This is a genomic window from Azohydromonas lata, assembly GCF_034427735.1.
Classification (GTDB): domain Bacteria; phylum Pseudomonadota; class Gammaproteobacteria; order Burkholderiales; family Burkholderiaceae_C; genus Azohydromonas; species Azohydromonas lata.
In genome coordinates, this window is sequence record NZ_JAXOJX010000048.1 from 1 (window position 1) to 24,775 (window position 24,775).

Genomic DNA, 24,775 nt, shown 5'->3' on the forward strand with positions numbered 1-24,775 from the left:
TTGGTCGCCGCCACGGCCGTGCCGCCGCCGAACGCGCTGAAGTCGAACGTCACGCCGCTGATGGTGTCGGCGTTGGCGTCGCCGCTTGCATTGGTCCAGGTGGCCGTGACCGTGTCGCCAATCTTGTAGGCCCCGCCCGTGCCGCTGGCGCCGCTGATGCTCACGTTGGCGTCAGTCACCGTGGGCGCCACGTTGTCCACCGTGGCGTTGCTCGTGTCCGCCGCCGTCGTGGTGTTGCCCGCGTTGTCCGTCACCGTTGCCGACACATTGCGGTTGGTGAGGTCGATGCCGCCGGCCACGAGGGTGTAGCTGGCCGTCCACACGCCGTTGACGTTGGTCGCCGCCACGGCGCTACCACCGCCGAACGCGCTGAAGTCGAACGTCACGCCGCTGATGGTGTCGGCGTTGTTGTCGCCGCCCGTGTTGGTCCAAGTCGCCGTGACCGTATCGCCGACCTTGTAGGCCCCGCCCGTGCCCGTGGCGCCACTGATGCCGACGTTCGCATCGGTCACCGTGGGCGCGATGTTGTCCACCGTGGCGTTGGTGGTGTCGGCCCTCGTCGTGGTGTTGCCCGCGTCGTCCGTCACCGTCACCGACACGTTGCGCATCGTGGCGTCGATGCTGCCGGCCACGAGGGTGTACGTCGCCGTCCACACGCCGCCGCTGTTCGTCGCCGTCACCGCCGTGCCGCCGCCGAACGCGCTGAAGTCGAACGTCACGCCGCTGATGTCGGCGTTGGCGTCGCCCGCGGCCCCGTTGTTCCAGGTGGCTGTGACCGTGTCGCCAATCTTGTAAGCCCCGCTCGTGCCCGTGCCGCCGGCGATGGCGACATGCGCATCCGTCACCGTGGGCAAGGTGGTGTCCAGCTTGTAGGCCTGCGAGGCCACCGGGCCGTCGTTCCCCGCGATGTCGGTGACCTTGACCTTGAGCGTGCCGCTGCCGGCAAGCACGACGCCTGCCAGTGTCCACGTGTCCTGGCCTTCGACCGCCGTGGCCTCCGTCCAGTGGTCGCCGTCGTCGAGCGACACGTACACCTTTTCGCCCTCGGCCAGCGCCGTCGAGAGGGTGCCGCTGATCGTCTGCGCGCTCGTGCTGGTGATGAAGTCGGTGTTGTCCGCGCCGGTATCCGCGGACAAGGTTGCCGAGGCCACCGTGGTGGTCGGGCTGCTGGTGTCCACCGTCACGCTGTAGGCATGGGAAGCGCGGCTGACGGTGCTGATGGAGGCATCCTCGACCCGGGCCGTGAACAGGTAGCTCCCTTGGGCCAGGGCCGTGCCGTTGTAGTCCCACGCCCACTGGCCTGCGGCATCGCTGGTGGTGGAGCCCATGGCCACGCCGTCGAGGTACAGCGTCACGCTGCTGTTGGCCAGCGCCGTGCCGTGCAGGGCCAACGTGGTGTTGCGGGTGATGCCGTCCTGATCGGACGAGCCGCTGTCCTGGCTGATGCCGCTGATCACCGGCGCGGCCACGTCCGTCCCGTGCACGCCAGCGACCACGGCTTCATAGTTTTTCGTGCCGTCGTTGAGCGTTACGGAGAAGGCGTGCTCGCCGTCCACGACGGTCGGGAGGGTGTACTGCAGCAGCCCCAGGACGCCGGTCTGCGACAGGTGGTAGCCGCGGATGGGCTGCAGCGGATCGACGGCTTCGCCGGTGGCCGGATCGATCTCGTGGTCATAGAGGTTGATGCGCAGGTCGCGGCCGTCCTGTCCGTCCAGGATGCCGTCCACCGTGCCGATGGCGCGCCCGCAGTAGAACACCGTCTCGCCCGCCGCGATGAAGCGGTCGGCCGAGGCCAGGTCCATGCCGACGAGGATGCCCAGTGCGTCGCTGCCGTACTCGTCGAAGGCGAAGTTGCCGTCGCGCGAGCCCTCGATCTGCTGGACCAGCACGAAGCCGTTGGAGAAGCTGGCGAATTCGTCGTCGAAGAAGGTGTAGCCCGTTCCGTCCCCGTCAGGATCGGCATCCAGGTAGTAGGACTGGCCTGATTGAACCTCGGTATCGTCTCCCTGCACCAGTTGCGGCCCGCCGGTCTGAGCGCCGTTGTCGTTCACCACGGTGACCACCAGTTCCTGCACCACGCTGCCACCGGCTGAGCCGGTCGCGGTGACCCGGACCACGTAGGTGTTGTTGCCCGCGCCGTCGCCGCCATCCGTGGGAGCTTCGTAATCAGGCGCCTGCGCGAAGCGCAGCACACCCGTGGCCGCATCCAGGGTGAAACGGGCATCGTCGGGCCCGGTGCCGGCGAGCGCGAAGCTGACTTGCCCGTGCAGGCTGCTGAGGTCCAGCGCCTGCAACAAATTGGTGACGTAGGTGGTGTTTTCCGCCACCAGCGGCGCGCTCAGGTCCGCCACCAGCAGGCCCGGGTCCACGATGACGCCGTTGGCCGTGCGGTCGGCGTCGTACACGCCGCCGTCCGTGAGGCTGAAGGAGAAAACCGTCTGGCCGTTGGCCTTGGTCACGACCTGGCCCGGCACGGCTTCCCATTTGTTCGTGACCAGGTTCTTCTTGTAGAACGTGGTCATCTTGCTGGTGTCGTCCACGGCCACCGAGATCTGGGCCGTGTCGCCGGCGTGGACCAGCCCACCGACGGTGAAGCCCACTTGGCCCAGCGGCATGCTGAAGCCCTTGGGCAATCCGGTGGGCACGCCCGAGGCGGTCAGTCCACTGATCGACAAGCCGCTTTCAGTGCTGACCTGGAAGACCTGGCTGGTCTTGACGGCACTGTTGATGGAGGCGGCATTGCCCGGGCCCGCCGTCAGCGTATAGACCGCCGTCGAGTAGTCGGTTCCGTCGCTGACCTGGAACTGCAGGGTGCTCATGCCGCCGCCGGCCGTGGGCACGTAGCGCAGCTTGCCCGCGGCAATGTCAGCCGCGCTGATCTCCTGCGCCGCCTTCACCGCCGTCCAGGTGCCGCCGTCGTCATACTGCAGCGAGCCCGCGCTCACGGGCTGCGGGAGGTTGACGATCTTGACCCCCGCCAGCGCGGCACCCTCGGCATCGCTGAAGTTGCCGAAGTCGCCCAGGCCCAGCAGCAGCGGCGAGCTGCCCGTCAAGGTCACGCGGTCGTCGCTGCTCACGGGCTTGGTGTTGACCGTGGTGAAATCCAATTCCGTCGCCGAGCTGATGCCCAGGTAGGCATTGCCTGCTGCGTCCACCAGGGCCGTGGCGTCGATGCGGACGTGGTAATGCGTTGCACCCTTGAGGTCGGCAGCAGGATTGATGGTGACGGTGCTGCCGGCAATCGTGACCTGGCTCGCATCGGCAATGCTGATGGTGCGCGTATCAACGGGATCGTCAGGGTTCGTGATGACGATGCTGCCGCTGCCTGCGAACACGCTTTCGTCGAAGCTCAGCACGATGTTGGCACCGCCAGCCACGGCATCGGCATTGTCCGCCGGGGTCGCGGCAATGAGCACCGGAGCTGCGGTATCCAGCGTGAAGGAGTAAGCCGCCGAATAGCTGCTGGTGTTTCCGGCCGTGTCGGCGGCCTTGGCCTTGGCCGTATGGACGCCAGGCACCAGAGTCGATGACAGCGTGAAGCTCCAGACTCCCAAGGCGTCCGCCGAGGTCGTGCCCACATCGGTGCCGTCGATGTTGAGCGTGACGGTGCTGTAGGCGTCGGCCACGCCCTTGATGGTCGGCTTGGTGTTGGCAGTGACACCATCATGGTCGGACGTGCCGGTGTCGTCGGCAGCGCTGGCGAGGGCCAGACCGCTGGGCATGCCGACGGTGTTGTCCACGTGGTAGACCTTGCCGTCACCGCTGAAGGCGGTGTCCAGCGCATTGCCTGACAAGTCCTTGATGCTGGAGGAGAACACCAGCGTCACATCACCGTCGAGGCCTGCCAGATCGCCACCCGACACCGTTACGTCGTAGGCGTTGCCGCCCGCGGCAACCACGCTGGTCACCGCAGCCGTGGTGCCGTTGAGGCTGAAAGCGCCGGCTGTCACGCTGCTCGCGTCCACCGCTTCGCTGAAGGTCACGCGGTACGTGAGCTGGTCGGCATTGGTGATGCCGTCTGTATTCGCCGTTTGCCTGGCAACGCTGCTGATCGCCGGTGCCGTGTTGTCCAGCGTGTAGCTGCTCTGGTTGATACCCGTCGGGGTCGTGGCGACGAACGCGTTGTTGGCGCCGTCCTTGATGTTCTGCGTTCCTGCAAAGGCCAAGGACACACTGCCGCTGTAGCTGGACAGGTTGCCGCCGCTGGCCGTCACGTCGTAGGTCTTGCCGTCCACGGCACTCACCGACAGCGACACGCCCGTGGCGCCACTGAGCGTGAAGTCGGAGCCGTCCACGCCCCCGACCTGCTCGCTGAAGGCCACGCGCCAGGTCAAGGTGTCGGCGCTGGTGACGCCATTGCTGTTGGCGGTCTGCCGCGTGATGGAGGCGATGGAAGGCGCGATGCTGTCGATCACGTTGACCGAGATGGTGCGCGTGACCGTGGCCGTGCCATCGCTGACCTGGACGGTGAAGGTGTCGGCGCCGACATAGCCTGCTGCCGGCGTGTAGGTGATGGTGCCGCCCGGAGAAAGCGTCCCCGCGCCGGACGATGCCGTCGCGCCGGAAAAGCTCAGTGTGCCGTGGCCAGGTGCACTGCTCTGGGTCCACGTCAAGGTTTGGCTGGCGTCGCTGTCCCTGACGCCAAGCAGCGACTTGACACTCACCGCCGAGGAATTCGATTCGACGGACAACGACGTCGTGGAGCCATCGAAGACAGGGGCGGTATTGGACGGCGTGAGCGTGGGCAGCAGGAAATTGTTGATCGTCAGCGTGCCGGTAATGTCCTTGAAGAAGGCATAGACCGGCATCCAGTTGTTTTGGTCCGTATAACCGACCAGGAAGCCCTTGGTGGCTCCGTTGGCGCCCAGGGTATTGCCCGAGATGCTGAACTGCTTGTTGTAAAGGCTGCCCCAGTTGGTGTAGGTCGTGTAGTAATAGTCGGACCCCACGACCGGAGCATTCTGGCTGTCGGCAAAGTCGGTATCGAACGTGGCACCAGCCAGGGCGTAGTAGTCCAGGCTGCGAAGATCGATGAAGTCCTCGTTGGCGTTGAACCCACTGATGACCGGCACGCCGCTGATGGACAGATTGCTCGGCTGCCAATACCCGCCACCGTTGTAGAAATCCGGGGCGAAGTGAAGCAGATCGACGGTACCGTTGGTCAGCGTGACGTTGGTCGTGCCCGTCATCTCCACGGCGTTTTCAGGATTGGTCAGGGCGACGTCAACTTCCGTACGGACAGAGGCTGCCGTCTGGTCGCTGCTGCCGTGGCTGTCGTTGGCCGTGACCACGACCCGCACGAATTTGTGCGCGTCGGATGCCGTGAGCGCATAGTTCAGCGCTGTGGCGCCGGCGATGGCAACCTCACCCGACCCGGCAGCGTCGCTGGACCGATACCACTGGTAGCTGTAGCTCAGGCTGTCGCCGTCCGCGTCGCTCCACGTGCCGCTGCCGGCCGTCAGTTGCTGGCCGACGCGATGGGTGCCGGTAACGACGGGCACCGCTGCATTGACTGGAGCGTCGTTGACCGCGGCCACCACGACCTTCACCGATACCGGCGACGCCGACTGCGCGGCCTGGTCGTCCAGTGCCACCACCGTGAAGGCGTCAAGGGTGCCGTTGGCGTTCCCGGCCGGCGTCCAGTAGGCCTGGTGGGTGGCGTCGATCGTGGCGTTGGTCGAGGCGTTCCAGGCCGTCGCTGAAACGTCGGAATTGCCAATGCGCAGCGTGCCGCTGGAAACGGCCTTGACCACGAAGCCCGTAACCGAGCCGTCGCTGTCGGCTTCGTTGGCCAGGGCCTGCAGGCCCGCAAACGTGATGGCCTTGACGGTGTCCTCTGCCCCGCCGGTGACGGGGCCCACGGTCGTGAGCGTCGGCACGGCATTGCTGCCGGACGGCGCAGGTGTGGAGGCCAGGGCGCCGTCGCTGTCCCAGGTCACGACGGCAACCCCCGCAAGCGTGGAGCTGGCGCTGCTGGCATTGAGCACGCCGGGGCCCGGGTCGACGTCCACGGTACCCCGGATGACGGCGGTGACCTTGTACTTGCCTCCCGACAGCGGCGCGATCTCGATGATGTCGTCCAGGTAGGCGCCGCCTATGGTCTTGACCCATTGCACCTGGCCGGAGGTATTCACCTTCATCACGAAGGCATCGTTGTTGCCGGCCGAAGTGAAACTCTGCCCGCCGATGGTGGCCGTGCCGTTGAAGGTGCCCGTGACGAGTATGGAGCCGTCGCTATCGACGAACATGCGCTTGGCGCTATCCCCGGCCGATCCGCCGCCCGTGAGGCTCCACACGACGGCGCCGCTGCTGTTGAGCTTGGCAACGAAATAATCAGCGCCACCGGCATTGGAGGGCGTCACCGTGGCCGCCGTCGGGTCGAGATCGGTGCCGGCGCTGTAGGCGCCGCTGACGATGACGCTCCCGTCCGACAGGGGCACCTGGTCAAGGTAGCGCTCGTTGGCGCTGCCCGAGATCTTGCGCACATACGCCGTCGTGCCGTCGGCATTGAGCTTCCACAGCAATCCGTCGTATTCCGACGAATACCAGTTGGTGGTGTAGTTCACGCCGTCGATGGTCAGCGACGACCCGTTGTACCCCGCGAGGAACACCTCGCCCGCCGCGTTGACCGAGATGTCGTTGAGCCCGTTGACGTCGTTGCCTGCGTAGGCCGTCTTGGTCCACTGCACCGCGCCGGCCGAGTTGAACTTGATCACGGAATGGTGGGTACCCGTGCCGCCGCTCGTGAGCGTCACGCCTCCAATGGAGGCCGAGTCCCGGAAGTTGGCGACGTAGTAGACGTTGTCCGAGGCATCGACCGTCACGCGCCCCCCGTCACCAGACACGCCCGTATGGCGCTCCCACTGGAACAGGCCGCTGCTGTCGAGCTTAACCAGCACGGCAGCGCTGTTGAAGGACGTCGTGGTGATGCTGGTGACACCCGCACCCGGGTCTACGTCCAGCGTGTTGTACCCGTTGTTGCTGGTACCGCCGGCACCTGAGCCCATCACGCTCATGGACACGTAGACGTTGCCTTGGCTGTCCACCGCCAGGCCTCTGCCGTAATCACCGTACGTGTTGTAGGCCTTGAGGCTGTTCCACTGCCGCACCCAGGCCAGCGCGCCCGTGTAGTCGTACTTGGCGACCCACACGCCGGCGCTCTCGCCAAACGTCAGGCTGGTGCCGCCGAAGTCGAAGGTGCTGGCCTTCAGACCACCCATCAGGTAGGTGTTGTTCTGGCCATCGGTGGCGGACGCCACGGCGCTGGTCTGCAGGTTGATCATGCGCGAGTCGAGCGAGCCCTCCCATTGCTGCAGGCGCGCCGCATCGAAAGGCAGCCTGGCTTCGATGGAGCCCGTGGAGGCTTCAAGCGACCAGCCAGTCGGGTTGTCGTTGCCGTTGGCATCGACGGAGGCGGCAACATCGGCCCCGGTCAGCTGGGCGATCTTCTCGATGAGTGCCTGTCCCTGCGGGCTTTGGCCGGTGGAGCAGCCGTAAAGCAGCAGGTCCGCATGCGCACTCAGGTGGGTGCCCATGCCGCGCAGGGCCGACGCGAAACGGTCCACGGCGGCGGCATCCACCACGTCCGAGCCCAGGATGAACTGCCCGCTGCTGCCATGGCTGACGACGTGCACCGCCTGCACCTCGCCGCCATTGGCAAGCGCGGCGCTCATCTGCTCGATCCCGCTGCGCGTATGGTCCACCATCACGACCTCGGCGCCCGGCACGACGGCATCGGCCAAGGTCGTGCGGTCAGCGATGCGGTCGTCGATGAAGACGATCACGCGGCCCGCGGGCGCTGCCGGCGCGGCCGCTGCCACGTCGGCTGAACGCTCGGCCTGCGCACGCGCAGCAGCGGCGGCCTGGGCCGCGACCGTTGCCTCCGGGGCGTGATCCGCCGCATCGGGCTGCGCATGTGCGGCATCCAGGGCCGTGGCCAGAGCCGCACCGTCGAACATGAAGCGCTGTTCCAGCGCCAGCGGCCGCAGAGCGCTTCGGGCAATGCCCCGCCGAGGCGGCTGGGACACAGGCTCCATCTCGGCGGGCGTTGCGGCCTGGGTGCTGCCCGAACGCTTTCCTCGTCCACGCACCACCTCGGCCACGGCCACAAAACTGCGGGTCACTTCGTTCCAAACGGTGCGATGGATCTTGTTCATGGCGCATCTCCAAAGGCGCTGAATCGACGATGGCCGTGCCGCAGGCGGACACGGTTCGCTTCAAGGAAAACGGGAAGCGACAGGCCGCGGCCTCAAGCTGGCCTGGGCGGCGGTGTCGCGGAAAGAGGGGGCACTGACGATGCGGCGGTCTTGCCGGTCATGGAGCCGGGCATCCCCAGGGGCAGGCGCGCGAAGACATGCGGCTCATCGCCCCGCCGGTGGTGCCATCAGCACCCGGCCGCTCATGCCGGCAACCAGCTCACTGAACCTGCCGTCAATGGCCGCGGAGATCTTGATCGACTGGCTCACCGGGTCCACCCTGGCACCCATGCGCTGCACCTTGGCCGGATAGGTTTTCCCGGTCTCGTCGATGGCGACCTCGAATCTCGTGCCCGGCGTCACCCAGGCCAGCCATTTGGAGGGCACGATGAATTCCAGCTCCAGCACGGAGTCGTCCAGGATCTCCAGCAGGGCCTGCCCGGCCTGGACGTATTGCTGCTCCCGCACCTTCTGCTCGGCCACGCGGCCGGCGAAGGGCGCCGTAGCGGCGCACTTGCTCAGCACCGCCTGGTTGGAGGCGACCTCGGCGCGGTTCTTGGCAACCTCGGCTTCCGAGACGTCCAGCTCCACCTTGCCCACGGAGTTGAGCTCGGCCAGGCGCTTGTTGGCGCTCCAGGTCTTGTCGGCCGCGTCCAGGGCGGCCTTGGCCTTGTTGAGCTGCGCCTGCTGCAGCGTGCAGTCGAAGCCCACCAGCACCTGCCCGGCGTTGAAGCGCCCACCCTCGGCCACCGGCAGCCGGCTGACCTTGGCGCCTATCTCCGCAGCCAGCGTGGTGTAGCGGCGCGGCATGAGTTGGGCACGGATCTCGCGCTTGTCCAGCGACGGCGCAGTGCCTGCAGGGGGCGGCGCGGGCGCGGCGGCCACGGACGGCGGCGAGGGCTTAACTGCATCGGCCGCGCAGGCGGGCGCAGCCAGCGCTGCCCACCCCAGAATCCCGAGCACAACCGCCCCGAGAGCACTGCACTTCATGAGGTACTTCCTTGCTTGGTTACTTGGCGGCGGGCGCGCTGTCCAGGGCGGCCGGCTCCAGAGAGGGCAGTGCCGTCAGTTCAGCCTCATCCCACTGCTTGAGCGAGGTCGACACCGACTGTGTCATCTGCGCCAGCGACACCTGCGGCCCCTGCTCCAGCGCGGGCTCCATGCCCAGCGAGGCCTGCAGCCGCCCGGCCGCGGCATGCGCCTGCGCCAGCGCCTGGTAGCGGCGCAACTGGCTCAGGATGGCGGCGGTCTGGTTGGAGACGCGGTCGAGCTTGGTCTGGGTCTGCGCCTGCTCGCGGCGGGCGACGTGGCTGGCGATGTCGGCATCGACCTTCCAGATCGTGTCCGAGCGCTCGAACTGCGCCAGTGCGTTGGCGTACTGCTGGCGCGCCACGTACACCTGCGTGAGCACGGCCATCTGCATGGCCATGCGGCGGTGGTTGGCCACGGCCACGCCGGCATCGGCCATGCGCATCTGCGCCGGGGCCGAGAGCACGCCCAGCAGGTTGAAGGACAGCTGCAGCCCGGTTTCGCGCCAGGTCTGGTTGATCAGGTACTCGTCGGTGCTGTGGTGCGGGCCCCAGCTGAAGGACAGGCCCGGGAAGAGCTTGAGCATGGCGCGCCGGGTTTCGTCGGCGGCAATGCGCGCGTTGTAGAAGGACTCGCGCAGGTCCGCGTTGCGGGCGATGGCCAGCTCCTCCATCTGCTCCACCGGCGTGTCCAGCCAGCGCCGGCTCAGCGGCTGGGTGGGCTCGGCCACGCGGATGTCGCGTGCCAGCGGCAGGTTCACCAACGAGGCCAGCTCGATACGCGCCGTGGACAGCTCCTGGTCTATGGCTTCGAGCAGCCGCACGTTCTCCAGCAACTGGCGCTGGTAGCGCAGCGCATCCAGCGGGTTGCGCAGCCGCTCGGCCTCGGCCTTGCGCGAATCGTCCAGCGCCTCGGCGGCCTGGCTCAGCGTGGCGCGCACCTCGGCGGCAAGCTTCTGCGCGCTGGCCGCGCGCCAGAACGCGGTGCGCACGTCCTGCATCAGGATGTGCAGCGCCTTGCGCTTGCGCTCCTTGGCGATGAGCACGCGGTCGGCGTTCTGCTTGGTGGCGTAGTAGCTCTGGCCGAAGTCCAGCAGGCTCCAGGTGAAGCTGAGGTCCGTGCTCCAGGCCGAGCGGGCCGTGGAAACGAAAGGATCGGACGGCGAAAGCACCCCGGTCTTGAAGTTGCGGCTGCGGGTGATGAGCTCCTCGTCGCGATGCCGGTAGCCGGCATTGGCCATGAGGCGCGGCAGCATGTCGTACTGGCCGGCTTCGAGCTGGCCTTGCGCCAGCGCCTCGTCCAGCATGCGGGTGCGGCGATCCAGGTTGTACTGGACCGCGCGGGCCAGCGCCTCTTCCAGCGTCAGCATGCCTTGCAGCGGCTCGACGTCGCGCTGCATCGCGGCGCGGTCCGCAGCACCAGTGGCGGTGATTTCAGCCGGCGTCAGCGGTTGGGGAACCAGCGAGGCGCAGCCGGAGAGCAGCATCGCCGCCACGAGCCCCGACGACAGGGCGAACTTGGAAGAGGCAAACAAGAAAAACTCCCGAAATCTTATGAGAGACCCTGGCACGGCCACGGGCCTCGACGGCAGACATTCCGATGGCGTGCGTACCGACCCGTTCAGGCAAGCTGGGTTCGGGCCCGGACCCGCTTCGGCATCGCCCACGCACAGGCACCCTGCCAGCCAGTAACAGATGGAGACAACAACACCGAGTTTAGGGTGTTTACGAACCAACAATCGCTTGGAGCAAGTGTTCTGTTTCGAACAAAACTCCAAAAATTTCCACTGGCGGCGAGGCAATGTCCTACGCAGCTGTCCGCAAATGGCTGGCCGACGCGCAGCGCGGCACGGCCGAGACTGCGCAAACATTGCGTCGCCCAGGCCCGCGTGGTCCTCCTGCCATGAAATCCTTGCGCCCTCTCCTTTGCCACTGCCTTGCCGCGCTGCTGCCATTGGCCTGCACGCTGCACGCCGGTGCGGCGTCCGGCAGCGCCGCGGCCAAGTCCGCGGCGGCGACCAAGGCCAGCGCGGCTGAGCGCGGCCCGGTGAAAGCCGCCGACAAGCCGGGACCGCGTGCCGGCGGCACGGCCTACAAAACCGGTGCGCACAGGACCGGCGCAACGGCCGCGAAATCGCCCGGCAAGCGCAGCGCGGGCGTCGGCGCAAGGCCCGGGGGCCCGGCCAAAGCTTCGGCCGCGCGGGTGGCGAAGCAAAAACGCGCGGGCGATGTGGCCAAGCTGCGCCCGGCGCAGGCACGGCTGGACTTCTCCGGCCGCAAGCGCGTGGGCCAGGCTTCCTACTACGCGCGGCGCTTCGAGGGACGGCGCATGGCCGACGGCTCGCGCATGCGGCTCAACCACCACAACGCAGCCAGCCGGACGCTGCCCCTGGGCACGGTGGCCAAGGTCACCAACCTGAAGACCGGCCGCAGTGCGGTGGTCAAGATTCAGGACCGCGGGCCGTTCGTGAAGGGGCGCATCGTGGACCTCTCCCCGGCCACCGCGCGGGCGGTGGGACTGAGCGAGAAGGACGGCGTGGCCCCCGTGGAAGTGACGCCCATCGCGGTGCCCATGCCCGACGGCAGCACCCGGCCCGGCGAGGGCGCACGCGACCCGATGGCACGCACCCAGCTTGCCCGCGCCCGCGACGACGACTGAGCCTGCAAGGCGGGCGCAACGCGCAGCGCGCGGGTTGGCGCATCAGGCGTCGCCAGCACAGCTGCCAGGCCGCAGGGCCGGCACGGCCTCAGACCATGGGCTCGGAAGCTTGGGCCGCCAGCCCCACGCCGCCGGGAGCCGCATCCGTCTGCCGCTCCTGGGCGCGGCGCATGTAGCCCGTCCACACCAGCGAGCCGTCGGTTTGCTGCACCGGCGCGGAGCAGCTCAGCACGCAGGGCAACGGCGCCTCGCCGTGCGGCCGCAGCATCTGCCACTGCGCCGTCCACGGGCTGCGCTCGGCGGCCGAGCGCTCGATGGAGGTGATCAGCGGCGCCAGGGCTGCCGGATCCACGCACGAAAACCACAGGTTGATGTTGGCGCGCAGCGCATCGGCCTCGCAGCCCAGCATGTCCGTCACCTTGGGGCTCATGTAAGGAAAGTCATAACGCCCATCCGGGGCACGGCGGAACTGGAACAGGACGAAAGGCAACTGCGCCGAGAGCTGCTCCAGGACATGGCCCTGGCGGATGGAGGCGCGGTCTTCCTGGCGAATCTCCTCGTACCGCAGCAGCAGCCGCGTCACGTCGCGCACGAAGGTGACGGTGCATTGGCGGCCTTCGTAGATCAGGCTGCTCAAGCTGATGGTGGCGCTGAAGGTCGAGCCGTCGCGGCGCAGGCAGGTTTGCGTGCGGCTTTCGGTGCCCATGGCCCGCGTCTGCGGCGAGTACTGGTGCAGGCTGCGCGCGCGCTGGTGGTGCAGCCGCATCTCCACCGGGATGAGCTCCTCCACCTGTATCCCGGCCAGATCGCCCGCGCCATAACCGAACAGGCCCTCGGCGCGGCTGTTGGCCTTGAGCACCAGCCCCTTGCCGTCCACCACGAAGATGCCGTCGGGCGACAGGTCGAAGAAGGCCTCGAACTGCGCCCGCGACACCTCCAGGGCCCGCATTTGGGCTCCCTGCGCGCGGTTGACCTGTTCCAGCCGCTCCATGGCCTCGCGCAGCCGCCCGTTGGTTTGGGCCAGGTCCTCGGTGAGCTCCTCGACGCTGAAGGCATGCTCGAACGAGCGCGCCGCCAGGAACACCCGCAGGATGCCGTAGCCCAGCACCGAGAAGCCCACGGCAAAGATGCCGTGCGCCAGCCACCACTGGTGGTTCCACGGCTTGGCCAGCAGGAAGCTGGCCGATGAAAAGGCAAACCACACGAAGGCCAGCGCGGCGTACTTCATCAGCGGCGAGCGCAGCCCGCGCACCGCCTGCAGCCCAAGCGCCACGACATACAGCGCGATGGAGCCCAGCTCCATGGACATGCGCACCCACGGCGCTCCGGCCAGGGGCGAATGCGCCAGCACGCCCACCGCCACGTTGACGGCCAGGAACCCACCCACCCAGCGCAGCCAGTAGCCGGCATCGGCACGGCGCGCCGCTGCGTCCGGCGGACTGTTGAAGCGCAGCAGCGCCATGAGCAGGCACCACCCGGCCACCAGCCGGGACGCCGGCCCGTAAAGGATGAACAGCCACAGGTTGTGGTGCGCCAGCGGGGTGAAGAAGCCGTGCAGCGAATAAACGATGGTGAATCCGGAGAACGCCAGCGTCACCCAGCGCAACATCACCTCGCCGGAGCGCAGGTAGCAGCGCCAGGCCACATAGGAGATGAAGATGCCTTCCAGCGTGGCCACCGCAATGGCCACCTGGTGGAACAGGTGGCTCTCCAGGCGTAGCGCGGGGTCCTGGAACGCATAGACGTAGGCAATGGCCAGCGCCGGCAACAAGCCCAGGGCCCCCTCGAAGAGCCGGCGCACCACGCCGGCCCACAGCATGGAGCGTTGAAGTCCTACGTCGGCATGGCGCATCTCAGCTCACCTCTCGGTTCCAGGTTCGGGTCGCATCCAGGTCGTCCAGGCCCGCGCGCGCAGCGTCAAGCAGGGACTGCAGGGCATCGGCCAGCGACTGCACCGGTTGAGGCTGCAGCACACCGCGGCTCTGGATGTCTTGTTCCAACCGCCGCGCGGCCGCGTGGGTCGGGGCGGCAAACACGGTGGCGCTGACGCCGGCGAGCCTGTGCGCCAGGCGCGAGGCCTCGTCCACGTCGGCGGCCGCCAGCACCTCCCGCAGCCGCGCCGGCGTGGCGCCGTGCTCGGCCAGCAGCGTCTGCATCAGGCGCTGCACCGCCGCGGGCCGGCGCAGGCGCCGCCACAGGGCCGCCCAATCCAGGACGGGCACATCGCCGCCGGGCGCCGCCGGCACCGCGCCCGCGGCGGGCTGCGGCACCGGCATCGGCGCGGGCATGGGCGGCAAGGCCACGCCGCGGCGGGCCAGCACCTGCGCAATGGCGGCGCACAGCGCGTCCACGTCCACGGGCTTGGTGACGTGCTCGTCCATGCCGGCGTCCAGGCAGCGCTGGCGCTCCTGAGGCAGTGCGTAGGCGGTGACGCCGATGATGGGCAGTTGCGCGCGCAGCGCGCGGCTGCGCCGCGCCGTGTCGTAGCCGTCCAGCCCCGGCATCTGCACATCGGTGAGCAGCAGGTCGAAGGGCTCGCCGGACTCCAGCAGTGCCAGCGCCGCCAGGCCATCGCCGGCCATGCGGCAGGCCGCGCCTTCCTGCTCCAGCAGGTCGCGCAGCACCCATTGGTTCACCGCATCGTCCTCGGCGACCAGGATGCGCAGGCCTTGCAGCCGGCGCATGCCGGGCAGGGGCTCGGCGCGCTCCTGCGCCGGCGGCTCGGCCTCGGTGAAGGGAATGCGCAGCGTGAAGCACGAGCCGCGGCCGCTTTGGCTGGAGACGTCGATGCTGCCGCGCATCAGGTCCACGATGCGCTTGGCGATGGACAGCCCAAGCCCCGTGCCGCCGAAGCGCCGCGTGGTGGAGGCGTCGGCCTGGACGAAGGGCTTGTAGAGCTGCTGCAACTGCTGCGGGCTCATGCCGATGCCGGTGTCCTCGATGGCGAACAGCAGCCACTGCCCCGCGGGCAGCCGCGACACCGTCATGTGCACGCTGCCGCGCTCGGTGAACTTGATGGCGTTGCCCAGCAGGTTGACCAGCACCTGCGTGAGCCGCGTCTCGTCGGCCAGGATGGCCGCGGGCAAATCCGGCGCGCACTGCACGCCAAACTCCAGTTGCTGCTGGTGCGCGCGGTGCGACGTGAGCCGCATGGCGCGCTGGATGACGGCCGACAGCCGCACCGGCCGCGCCTCCAGCTCCAGCCGCCCGGCGTCAATCTTGGCCATGTCCAGGATGTCGTTGACCAGCATGAGCAGCAGGTGGCCGGACTCGTGGATCTGCCGCAGCCAGTGGCGCGCGGGGGCCGAGCGGTGGTCGCGCAAGGCAATCTGCGACACGCCCAGCACGGCGTTGAGCGGCGTGCGGATCTCATGGCTCATGTTGGAGAGGAACTCGGTGCGCGCCCGCGCCGCCTGCTCGGTCTGCAGCATGGACTGCTGCAGCTCTTCCGTGCGCTCGCGCACCAGCGCGGCCAGGTGGTCGCGGTGGCGCGCCAGCTCCAGGCCCACCAGCTTTTCCTCGGTGATGTCCTGGACATGGCCCACCCAACGGCAACCGCCGTCGGCCTCGATCACGGGGATGGACGATTCCCCGCGGTGCCAGCGCCGGCCCTGGCGCGGCAGCACGGCCTGCCACTCCAGCTTCCACGGCGTGAGGCTGGCGCTGGAGCGCTCCATGGCCGACAGCAGTTGCTCGCGGTCCCGCGGCACGATGCGCGCGAAGCCCAGGGCGGCATCGGCCAGGAGCTCCTCGACGGTGAGCTCAAAGATATCGGCTGCGCCGGCGCTCACGAAGGTGAAGCGATAGCTGCCGTCGGCGCCGCGCTGCAGTTGCCAGGCCAGCCCGGGCACGCGCGAAGTCACGTCCTGCAGCAGTTGCGTCTGGCGGCGCAGCATGCGCCGCGGCAGCAGCAGCAACTGATGGTTGACGACGGCGAGCATGAGCCAGTAGGCCCCAAGCTGGCTCAGGTGGCCGACGATGTCGAAAAGGCCGAAAACATTTTCCTGCGTGGAGAAACTCAGCTCCGAGATCACCAGCAGAAAAATGATGGCCAGCATGGCGTGGTGCAGCCCAAACTCCGCCTTGGACCGCTGCTGATAAAACAGCCAGCCCGCCGCAGCGTAGGCCACGACCAGCATCCAGTTCCATGCAATTTTGAGTGGCGAGAACAGGCCACTTTCGACGAACAGGGTTGGAAAACAATCCAGGCCTACCATCGCCACCAGCAGTGCGGCAACAAGGCCCAAGCCGGCTGGAAACCATTTTTCCAAAAAGCTTCCCGGACGGCGGCCCGGCGCCGCCAGCAGGCCCAAGGCCAGCAGGGTGTGCGAGCAAAGCTCCAGCAGCCAGGGCGCTTGGCCGGGCAAGGCTGGAATATTCACAAGCCGCTCCGCCGCGGCCAACTGGAATATACCCAGCACACTGGCCCAGAAGAATGCGGCCGCCATGCAGGGCACGAAAGCATGCCGGGCCAGTCTGCCTGTCTGCTGTGCGACGATAAACATCGCGCAGCCCAGTATCAACGGCAGCAATTCGGCCAAAAAATGAAACCATGTCCGGTTGACCGGATACAACCAGATCAGTGCGGCACCCAGCACCAGCGCCATGGCCATGTACCGCGGCGAAGGCAGCGCGGATTCCGCTTCCTCTGCGGCACCGGGATAGGCCATTGGATTCATTCAACCGGCAATCCGAGAGACGGACAAGGGAGCAAACTCAAAAGAGTGCGGGCAGAGAATATCCGCAAAGTCCGCGAAAATTTTGCACCACAGATGCCGAAAAGAAATGCCACGCCATCACTAAACACGAGGCTTCGTGAAATAAGTGGCATTTATCAGGAATGCCCGAGCCCGCGCAACCTACCGTCCGCAATTTCTTTCGGCCCGGCCAGCGGCCCTGCGATCCAACATTGCGCAGCCGGCTCAACCGGCGGCGTACCCGCCGGCATCCACATCCTCATCACCCTGGGCCCGGCCGCCCTCGTCCGCCGCAGCGGCGTCCGCCTCCGGCACCCGCACGCCTGCGGCTCGCCGGTAGTCGCTGGGCGTCATGCCAAAACGCGCGCGAAACGCATTGGTGAAAGCCGCTGCGGATTGGTAGCCAATATGGTGGCCGATCTGGTTGAGCTGCTGGCTGGTATGCAACAAGCGAAAGCACGCTTCACGATGGCGCTCTTCACGCAACCAGGCAAATACCGCCACACCGACCTGGCGCCGGAATTCATGGCTCAAATGCCGCTGTGTGGTGCCCACACGCTGGGCCAACTCCGCCAGCGAAGGAGGATTGCCCATTTCCCGCAGCAAAACAGACTGGGCCTGAGTCACCAGGCGTTCTTCCCATGGCTGCGGCGACCCCTCCACGGACGGCGCCGGCGGCGGCGGCAAAACCGGCTGAGGCGCGCCCGCCTGATGCAGCCGCAAATGCACACGTACCCGCGCCAACACCTCTTCAGGATCAAACGGCTTGGTAATGTAATCGACGGCGCCCGCCTCGAAGGCGCTCAATTTGTCATCAATATGGTTTGAAACGGTGAGGCAAATCAATGGAATATGCTGCAGCGTCGGATGCGCCTTGAACAGACGTATCGTCGCCTGTCCGTCAATATCGGGCATGTACAGATCCACCAGGATCAAATCGGGCGGCTTGGCCGCCGCCTTGGCCAAGCCGTCCCTGCCGTCCAGCGCTGCAAACACACGGTAATCGTGGCGGCGCAGGATGGCCGCCAGAAACTGTATTTGCTTCGGATCGTCGTCAATGAGAAGGATGGACGGACTGCTGACCATGGTCATGTATATATTAGAGATACGGCAAAAGAAAAAATTTCGCTGGCAATCGCAACCACCAGGATCAGCTGCTCTGTATGATTTGCTTGGGCAGTATAACGCGGGCAATGAGGCGCAAAAGTATTTAATCTTCCCGAGAAGTATTGCAGCGCCGGCTTTTGATGCTTTCACGCACTTTTCCGTGAACAAACCCCCTCCCCAGCCTTTCCCGAGCAAGCCGCGCAGTATCCTGGCCGGCGGCGTGGGAGCCGCCGTGGCAGCGTCCAAGCCGGGGCGGCGCCTGGCCGGGCTGCGGCTGCTGGTGGTGGACGACGGCCAGATGAACTGCGAAATCGCCAGCCGGCTGCTGGCTGTCGAAGGCGCCCAATGCGAAGGTGCGCAAGACGGGCTGCAGGCACTGGCGCTGCTGCGCGACGCGGTGGCCGCCGGCACCGGCTTTGACGGCGTGTTCATGGACGTGCAGATGCCCGTCATGGACGGGCTGCAGGCCACGCGCCATATCCGCGCCGATCCCGCGCTGGCCGCGCTGCCCGTGATCGCCCTGACCGCCGGCACCCTGCCGCACCAGCGCCTGGCCGCCATGGAAGCGGGCATGGACGACTTCATTGCCAAGCCCATCAGGCTGGAACTGCTGGTCCAGGCGCTGCTGCGCCACCTGCCCGGGCGCGGTTGGGCCGAAACCCAGGCAGTCCCAGCACCGGTGGCTCAAGCGCAACCCGCGCCACGCCCGCAAGGCGATCTGCCCATGGTCGCCGGCGTGGACACCACGCAGGCGGCGCAGCGGCTGCAAGGCAACCGCATGCTGTTCCTGAGCATGCTGCGCTCGCTGCGCGACGACTTCGGCGACGTGCCGCAGCGCACGCGCGACGATCTCTCGCGCGGCGACTTCACCGGCGCCGCGGCGCGGCTGCACCGGCTGCGTGGCCTGGCCGGCAACGTGTGCGCCGAAACCGTGGCCGCCTTTGCCGGCCAACTGGAGGATACGCTGCGCGACGGCGTCAGCCGCCGCGGCATAGAGCCCGCCCTGGCAGGCCTGGGCATGGCCCTGCAGGAGCTGCTGGCCGCACTGCCGGCCGAGGTGGACCGGCCCTACGGCACGGCAGCCGCGGTGCCGGCCGAAATCGATGCGGCCCGGGTCCGCGACCTGTTGAGCACGCTGGCCGCCGGCGACATGGACGCCCTTGGCCTGTACCACGCCCTGCGCCCGGCGCTGGCCGCGTGCCACGGCCACGCGGCCCTGGACGAGCTCGACCGCGCCGTGGACCTGCTGCGCTTCCCGCAAGTCATTGCCGTGCTGCGCGGCTGGTACCCGCTCGCCTGAGCCGGCGCCGCGCCCGCCTGCTGCATCAGGGCGTGCCCAGGTCCGGGCGCACCGGTGCCGGCACGGCGACGGCGGCCGCGTCGTCGTCCCGCACGCTGGTGTCGTGACGCTCGTAGGTGCCGATCAGGCAGCCGCTGGCCAGGGCGTGCTGCGCCAGCGCTTCCAGCACCGCGTCGCGTCCGGGCGTGCCGCTCCACTGCACGCCGGGCCCAAGGGCAAAGAGCTGAAAGGCGTAGCGGTGCACGCCGTGGGCGGGCGGCGGGTCCGGAGGAATCCAGGCCGAGCGCAAATAGGAATTGCGCCCAAGCCGAGGCGCCGCGCCGGTGGCCTCACCGGCGTCGGCGGCGTCGCCATTGAGGGCGCCCTCGGCCAGGTACGCCTCATCGGCCGGGATGTCGTAGGCGATGGCATGCACCAGCGGGTGGGGCGTGGGCGAGTCGGCGTCCTCCACGATGAGCAGCAGCGAGGCCGTGCCCGGCGGCACGCCGCTCCACTGCAGCGGCGGCGAATGGCCCTCGCCGTCGGCGGTGAAACGCGGCGGCAGCGGCGCATGGTCGGCGAAGGCGAGGCTGGTGACTTCGATGGCGCCTTGGCCCGCGCGCAGCGGCACGCGCACGAAAGCCGTCTGGTCCAGCCCGGCGCGCTGCCCTCTCAGGGCCGCGCCGACGAGGTCGGGGAGTTTTTCAAGCATGGCGGGAAGTCCGGGTTGGCCCAGCCCTGTGGCAAGCAGCGGGCCGGGGCCGGCCGTGACGGTGCCGAGGCCGTAACCCCTAGCTACACTCCCCCGATGCCTGCTTCCAAAGACAAGCAAAAGACCCCCGGCCTGGACCAGAGCTGCCTGCAACACCTGCTGGGCTACCAGATCGCCCGCGCCGACGTGCCCACGCGCCGCGCCTTTGCCGAGCACATCGGCCGTCCGCTGGAGCTCAGCCCCGTGGAGTTCAGCTCGCTGGTGCTGCTGGCCTTCAACCCGGCCACCACACCCAAGCAGCTCGCCGAGGCGCTGGCCATGGTGGCGCCGGCCGTCACGGTGCTGCTGGACCGGCTGGAAAAGCGCGGCCTCATCGAGCGCGCACGCAGCGACAGCGACCGCCGCGCCCAAATCGTCTCGCTCACCGACGCGGGCCGCGAGCTCGCGCTCAAGGCGCACGCCCTGTCCATGGACATGGAGCGCGAGGTGCTGAGCGCACTCAGCGCGGCCGAGCGCGCCATCCTCATCGAGCTGCTGCAAAAAGTCGCACGCGCCGCGCGGGCCTGAAGCGCCGGCCGGCGTTACGTGCGTATACGATCTACCATTCGCAGCGCTTCGGCTTGAGCCGAATCAAACCGCGCGGCGGCCGCGGTGCTCACCATGGCCGCCATGCGGCGCGCCCCAAGCGCCGGCTTTTCCCTACCTGCAGTGACTACCGTGACCTCCCCTTCCCGCGCCCTGCTCATGCACCGCCACCGCGACGACGTGATGGCGCTGCTCACCGGCTCGCTCTTCCTGTCCTTCGGCCTGATCTTGTTCCGCAAGGTGGGCCTGCTCACCGGCGGCACGGCGGGCATGGCCTTCCTGGGCCATTACGCCTCGGACTGGTCCTTCGGCGCCTGGTTCTTCGCCATCAACCTGCCCTTTTACGTGCTGGCCTGGCGTCGCAAGGGCATGGAGTTCACGCTCAAGACCCTCGTGTGCGTGAGCGCGATCTCGGTGCTCAGCGAATGGCTGCCGCGCTGGATAGGCATAGAGCATGTGGAGCCGCTGTTCGCCGCGGTGATGGGCGGGCTGCTCATGGGCTGCGGCATGCTGGTGCTGTTTCGCCACCAGGCCAGCGTGGGCGGCCTGGGCATCCTGGCGCTGGTGCTGCAGGAGCGGGGCAAGGTCAATGCCGGCACGTTTCAAATGGCGGTGGACGCCTGCATCGTGCTGGCCGCGCTGGCCGTGGCCGACGTGCAGCGCGTGGCGCTGTCGGTGCTGGGCGCGGTGATGCTCAACCTGGTGCTGGCGCTCAACCACAAGCCCGGGCGCTACATGGCGGCCTGAGGGCGCAACCACCGGAGCCTCTGGCCATGACTGGCACGCCTTCCTGGTACGACCGGCACGTCCTGCCCTACCTGGTGGACTTCGCCTGTGGCCTGTCACCCGTCGCGCGGCAGCGGCGCAAGGTCGTTCCGTTGGCCACCGGGCGGGTGCTGGAGGTCGGGATCGGCACCGGGCTCAACCTGGGCTTCTACGACCCGGGCAAGGTGCGGCAACTGGTGGGCATAGACCCGGCGAGCGAAATGCACGCCCTGGCGCGCCGGCGCAGCCGCCGCCTGGGTTTGCCGGTGGAGCTGCTGCAGCTTTCGGCCGAGGCGCTGCCCGTGCCGTCCGGCAGCTTTGACACGGTGGTCTGCACCTACACGCTGTGCTCCGTATCGGACCCGCAGCAGGCCTTGCGCGAGATGCGCCGCGTGCTGCGCCCGGGCGGGCGGCTGCTGTTCGCGGAGCACGGCCTGGCGCCGGACGCACGCGTGGCGCGCCGGCAGGCGCAACTGGAGCCCTACTGGCGCCGCCTGGCCGGCGGCTGCCATCTCACCCGCGACGTGCCCCGGCTGCTGGCGCAGGCTGGCTTCTCGGCACGCATGGAAAGCGGCTACGTCGCCTGGCCCAAGATGCTGACGTTCAACTTCGTCGGCCAGGCCACCGCGGCCTGACGCGCGCCAAGCCGGCGCCACCCGGCCCGGCGCTTGCCGGCAGCAACGCATGCTTTACCCGGTCACCCCGGACGGCCGCTATTTCGTGGTGCGCGGCCGCCTGTGGCGCTGCACCAATCCGCAGTTGGACGAGCCCAGGCGCCAAGGCCTCGTCTCGGAACTGATGCAGGCGCGCTCCGCGGTGCGCCGCGCCCTGCGCGACGCGGACCCGGCCGCGCTGGCTTCGGCGCGCCAGCGCGTGGACGCCGCCAAGGTGGCGCTCGGCGAACGCGGCCCGCCGTGGTGGAGCGACGGCGCGCCGGACCACAACCGGCGCCTGGTGCGCAACACGCCTTACCGGGACTGGTTCGAGGCCCTGCAGGCGCCGGCGTGAGCCGGCCGGGTCTGACCCGTCAGGCGCCGTTGCTGGCCGCCAGTTGGTCGTCCCCTCGGCTGGGCACCAGCGAGGGCCGGCCCACGATGAGCGGGTCCACCGGGCCTATGGCCTCCAGCGACTTCTGCGCGTAGGGCATGCGCTGCAGCAGGTAGCGCATGGCGTTCAGCCGCGCGCGCTTCTTGCAGTCCGACTTGATCACGGTCCACGGCGCGTCGGAGGTGTCGCAGCTCAGGAACATGGCCTCCTTGGCGCGGGTGTAGTCGTCCCACTTGTCCAGCGAGGCCATGTCGATGGGGCTGAGCTTCCACTGCTTGAGCGGATGCGCCTGGCGCTCCTTGAAGCGGCGGCGCTGCTCGGCCCGGCTCACCGAGAACCAGAACTTGAAGAGGTGAACGCCTGAGCGCACCAGGTGGCGCTCGAACTCCGGCGCCTGGCGCATGAACTCCTCGTACTCCTGGTCGGAGCAAAAGCCCATGACGCGCTCCACGCCGGCGCGGTTGTACCAGCTGCGGTCGAACATCACGATCTCGCCGCGCGTGGGCAGGTGCTGGATGTAGCGCTGGAAGTACCACTGGCCGCGCTCGGTCTCGCTGGGTTTTTCCAGCGCCACCACGCGCGCGCCGCGGGGGTTCAGGTGCTCCATGAAGCGCTTGATGGTGCCGCCCTTGCCCGCGGCGTCGCGGCCTTCGAACAGCACCACCACGCGCTGCCCCGTTTCCTTCACCCAGGCCTGCAGCTTGAGCAGCTCCACCTGCAGCCTGTACTTCTGCTTCTCGTAGCTCTTGCGCGAGAGCAGGTTCTTGTAGGGGTACTTGCCCTCGCGCCAGCCGGGGGCGAGCTCGGTGTCGGGGTCGGACTGGTCCAGCGGCGCCGGATCGCGCTTGAACAGCGCCTGCCGCAGCACATGCACCTCGTCGGGCGAGGCGCCGTCTATGAGCGCACGCAACTCCTCATGCACTGCTTGCGCATCCGCCCCGCCGCGGGCGCGGCGCTCCAGCAGGTCCTGCACCACCAGGGTCTGCACCGTGCCGGCCTCGGAGGTGCCGCGCGCCACCCTGTCGTGCTCGACCCCGCGGTCGGTGAGCACGGGCACCGTGTCGCCGGCCTCCACGGCGCGCACCTTGGCGCCCGCGCGCCGGCGGCGCGACCCGTTGGCTTGGGAAGAGCTGGCAGCGTCGTGACGGGGTTCCTGTGGCATGGCGAAGACGTTTCCTGGTCGTTGTCGTTACCGCGTCATCTTCGACCCGGCGCAGGCCCCCCTGTTTGAGGCGGGTCAATCCGGCAAGGGGCTGCGGGTCAGCCCTCGCAGCCGGCGGCACCCCAAAAAAAGAGGGCCGGCAAGGGCCGGCCCAATCAACACGGCAGCCCGCTGAGCGCCGCCGCGTCGTTGCTCGAACGGTGTCAGCCGCGCCGCAGGGCTTTGCGCCGTATCGCAGCCATGGCCACCAGCGCCGCGCTCAGCAGCGCCAGCGTGCCGGGCTCGGGCACGGCATGCGGCATGGCGGCGCTGCCGCCGGCGGTGTTGGCAAGGCCGCCTTGCGGCTGCGACAGGACCGGCTGCTCGCTGCCGGGCCGCACGTAGATGCTCAGGTGCGACAAGTCCTGGCGCACGCCGTTGCCGTTGAAGCTGGGAGAGAGCCAGTCGCCGCCGACGGCGCCGTCAAAAATGACGTCGTGGAAGTAGTACAGGCCGTATTGCGTGCTGGACTTGAGCACGGCCACCATGTCCAGCAGCAGGGAGCCGGAAGTCAGGCCGCTGCCGTTGAGCGTCCATTGCCCCGCACTGGCCTTGGCACCGGCGTTCACGGAGAAGGCGATGCCCAGGACGCGGTTGGCCACGTCGTCGCCGCTGTCGGTGTTGTCCTTGGCCGCCAGCGTCCAGCCGCCGCCCCAGGAAGTGTCCAGGCCGTTGATGCCGGTGTTGTCGTTGCCGCTGACCAGCCCGTAGAAAGCATTGGCCGCGGCCAGGTTGTTGAAGCCGTCCACGCCGTAGGTGATGCCGCCGGGCGTGGCCGCGGCGGCCGCAGCGCCGCTGGCGGTACCCGCCGAGGTCACCACCGTTCCGGTGGACGTTGAGGCCGAACCGGCGGAGCCGGAAGCACCCGTGCCGCCGGCATTGCTCGACGCATTGGCGGACCCCGACGAGGACGACCCGCTGTTGCCGTTCGACGCGGAGCTGGAAGAGCCCGTGCCGCCGGCGTTGCTCGACGAATTGCCGGACCCGGACGCGGGCGATCCGCTGTTGCCGTTCGACGCCGAGGCGGAAGAACCGGTGCCGCCGGCGTTGCTCGACGAGTTGGCGGACCCCGACGAGGACGACCCGCTGTTGCCGTTCGAAGCCGAGTTGGAGGAATCCGTGCTACCGGCGTTGCTCGACGAATTGCCGGACCCGGACGAAGAAGACGAGCTGCCTTTCCCGTTGCCGTTGCCGTTGCCGTTGCCGTTGCCGTTGCCGTTGGAGGTGGAAGTGCTCGTTGCCGCAGCCGTGCCGCCGTTGAGCACCGACGAGCTGGACGCATTGGCCTGGCCGGTGGCCGAGGCATTGGCCGAGCCTTGCGAGTTGGCTGCGGCCTTGGACGAGGCGGCTTGGGCCGACACCGCGGCACCGGCCAGCACGGCCACGCTCACCAGTTGCGTCCACTTGTACTGCTTGCCCACCACCATTGGTCCACCTGCCGACTTCTTGTCTGGCCGGTGAAATACCGGCGCTGCATGCAGCCATGGTGCGAGGCCGGCC

General features: G+C 68.2%; 16 protein-coding genes. 7 read left to right on the forward strand and 9 right to left on the reverse strand.

The window, feature by feature from the left end; all coding sequences use genetic code 11:
- The 3 genes from SM757_RS24010 to SM757_RS24020 all read right to left on the reverse strand — a co-directional run.
- Window positions 1-8,156, reverse strand: an 8,156-nt coding sequence (locus SM757_RS24010) for a DUF4347 domain-containing protein (protein WP_322467331.1), incomplete at its 3' end; no start/stop codon positions are given.
- Between the two features lie 204 nt (window positions 8,157-8,360).
- Complete coding sequence (locus tag SM757_RS24015; RefSeq protein WP_322467332.1) at window positions 8,361-9,185, reverse strand: efflux RND transporter periplasmic adaptor subunit; 825 nt, start codon at window positions 9,183-9,185, stop codon at window positions 8,361-8,363.
- A gap of 19 nt (window positions 9,186-9,204) precedes the next feature.
- Window positions 9,205-10,758 carry a TolC family protein gene (locus SM757_RS24020; RefSeq protein WP_322467333.1) on the reverse strand — a complete coding sequence of 518 codons (1,554 nt, stop codon included), beginning with the start codon at window positions 10,756-10,758 and terminating at the stop codon, window positions 9,205-9,207.
- Between the two features lie 368 nt (window positions 10,759-11,126).
- Here SM757_RS24020 and SM757_RS24025 point away from each other — a divergent pair, with 368 nt between their 5' ends.
- Window positions 11,127-11,882 carry a septal ring lytic transglycosylase RlpA family protein gene (locus SM757_RS24025; protein WP_322467334.1) on the forward strand — a complete coding sequence of 252 codons (756 nt, stop codon included), beginning with the start codon at window positions 11,127-11,129 and terminating at the stop codon, window positions 11,880-11,882.
- Window positions 11,883-11,970: 88 nt separating this feature from the next.
- Here the strand turns inward: SM757_RS24025 and SM757_RS24030 are convergent, their stop codons facing one another.
- The 3 genes from SM757_RS24030 to SM757_RS24040 all read right to left on the reverse strand — a co-directional run bounded on the left by SM757_RS24030 (window position 11,971) and on the right by SM757_RS24040 (window position 17,671).
- Window positions 11,971-13,734, reverse strand: a complete 1,764-nt coding sequence (locus SM757_RS24030) for a PAS domain S-box protein (protein WP_322467335.1) — start codon at window positions 13,732-13,734, stop codon at window positions 11,971-11,973.
- A gap of 1 nt (window position 13,735) precedes the next feature.
- Window positions 13,736-16,561 (reverse strand): ATP-binding protein, encoded by a 2,826-nt coding sequence (locus tag SM757_RS24035; protein WP_322467336.1) that lies wholly within the window; start codon window positions 16,559-16,561, stop codon window positions 13,736-13,738.
- A gap of 243 nt (window positions 16,562-16,804) precedes the next feature.
- A complete protein-coding gene (locus tag SM757_RS24040; protein ID WP_322467337.1) occupies window positions 16,805-17,671 on the reverse strand; it encodes a response regulator in 867 nt (288 codons plus the stop codon).
- A 175-nt stretch (window positions 17,672-17,846) separates the two neighbouring features.
- Between SM757_RS24040 and SM757_RS24045 the strand changes: the two genes are divergently transcribed.
- Entirely contained in the window at window positions 17,847-18,986 is a 1,140-nt protein-coding gene (locus tag SM757_RS24045; protein WP_322467338.1) for a response regulator, read from the forward strand.
- Window positions 18,987-19,011: 25 nt separating this feature from the next.
- Here the strand turns inward: SM757_RS24045 and SM757_RS24050 are convergent, their stop codons facing one another.
- The gene (locus SM757_RS24050) at window positions 19,012-19,677 is read right to left on the reverse strand and encodes a YbhB/YbcL family Raf kinase inhibitor-like protein (protein WP_066337294.1); all 666 of its coding nucleotides are present in this window, start codon (window positions 19,675-19,677) and stop codon (window positions 19,012-19,014) included.
- Window positions 19,678-19,773: 96 nt separating this feature from the next.
- On the opposite strand from SM757_RS24050, the gene SM757_RS24055 reads away from it, so the two are divergent.
- The 4 genes from SM757_RS24055 (at window position 19,774) to SM757_RS24070 (ending at window position 22,035) form a co-directional block, all read left to right on the forward strand.
- Window positions 19,774-20,244 (forward strand): MarR family winged helix-turn-helix transcriptional regulator, encoded by a 471-nt coding sequence (locus SM757_RS24055; RefSeq protein WP_066337296.1) that lies wholly within the window; start codon window positions 19,774-19,776, stop codon window positions 20,242-20,244.
- Between the two features lie 150 nt (window positions 20,245-20,394).
- Complete coding sequence (locus SM757_RS24060) at window positions 20,395-21,009, forward strand: YitT family protein (protein WP_238455795.1); 615 nt, start codon at window positions 20,395-20,397, stop codon at window positions 21,007-21,009.
- Window positions 21,010-21,035: 26 nt separating this feature from the next.
- On the forward strand, window positions 21,036-21,662 hold the full coding sequence (locus SM757_RS24065; protein WP_322467339.1) for a class I SAM-dependent methyltransferase: 627 nt from the start codon (window positions 21,036-21,038) through the stop codon (window positions 21,660-21,662).
- Between the two features lie 49 nt (window positions 21,663-21,711).
- On the forward strand, window positions 21,712-22,035 hold the full coding sequence (locus SM757_RS24070; protein WP_066337302.1) for a hypothetical protein: 324 nt from the start codon (window positions 21,712-21,714) through the stop codon (window positions 22,033-22,035).
- Between the two features lie 19 nt (window positions 22,036-22,054).
- Here SM757_RS24070 and ppk2 read toward each other — a convergent pair whose 3' ends face one another.
- Window positions 22,055-23,236, reverse strand: coding sequence for a polyphosphate kinase 2 (ppk2, locus tag SM757_RS24075; protein ID WP_322467340.1), 1,182 nt, complete (start codon window positions 23,234-23,236; stop codon window positions 22,055-22,057).
- Between the two features lie 203 nt (window positions 23,237-23,439).
- On the reverse strand, window positions 23,440-24,093 hold the full coding sequence (locus SM757_RS24080; protein WP_322467341.1) for a PEP-CTERM sorting domain-containing protein: 654 nt from the start codon (window positions 24,091-24,093) through the stop codon (window positions 23,440-23,442).
- A 10-nt stretch (window positions 24,094-24,103) separates the two neighbouring features.
- On the opposite strand from SM757_RS24080, the gene SM757_RS24085 reads away from it, so the two are divergent.
- Window positions 24,104-24,736 (forward strand): hypothetical protein, encoded by a 633-nt coding sequence (locus SM757_RS24085; protein WP_322467342.1) that lies wholly within the window; start codon window positions 24,104-24,106, stop codon window positions 24,734-24,736.
- The last annotated feature ends 39 nt before the right edge of the window (window positions 24,737-24,775 follow it).

What these genes read in the sequence shown, in the direction of transcription:
- SM757_RS24015 (WP_322467332.1), bottom strand. Translation starts at nt 9,185, where the DNA reads ATGAAGTGCAGTGCTCTCGGGGCGGTTGTGCTCGGGATTCTGGGGTGG.
- SM757_RS24025 (WP_322467334.1), top strand. Translation starts at nt 11,127, where the DNA reads ATGAAATCCTTGCGCCCTCTCCTTTGCCACTGCCTTGCCGCGCTGCTG.
- SM757_RS24030 (WP_322467335.1), bottom strand. Translation starts at nt 13,734, where the DNA reads ATGCGCCATGCCGACGTAGGACTTCAACGCTCCATGCTGTGGGCCGGC.
- SM757_RS24035 (WP_322467336.1), bottom strand. Translation starts at nt 16,561, where the DNA reads ATGAATCCAATGGCCTATCCCGGTGCCGCAGAGGAAGCGGAATCCGCG.
- SM757_RS24040 (WP_322467337.1), bottom strand. Translation starts at nt 17,671, where the DNA reads ATGACCATGGTCAGCAGTCCGTCCATCCTTCTCATTGACGACGATCCG.
- SM757_RS24050 (WP_066337294.1), bottom strand. Translation starts at nt 19,677, where the DNA reads ATGCTTGAAAAACTCCCCGACCTCGTCGGCGCGGCCCTGAGAGGGCAG.
- SM757_RS24055 (WP_066337296.1), top strand. Translation starts at nt 19,774, where the DNA reads ATGCCTGCTTCCAAAGACAAGCAAAAGACCCCCGGCCTGGACCAGAGC.
- SM757_RS24065 (WP_322467339.1), top strand. Translation starts at nt 21,036, where the DNA reads ATGACTGGCACGCCTTCCTGGTACGACCGGCACGTCCTGCCCTACCTG.
- SM757_RS24070 (WP_066337302.1), top strand. Translation starts at nt 21,712, where the DNA reads ATGCTTTACCCGGTCACCCCGGACGGCCGCTATTTCGTGGTGCGCGGC.
- ppk2 (WP_322467340.1), bottom strand. Translation starts at nt 23,236, where the DNA reads ATGCCACAGGAACCCCGTCACGACGCTGCCAGCTCTTCCCAAGCCAAC.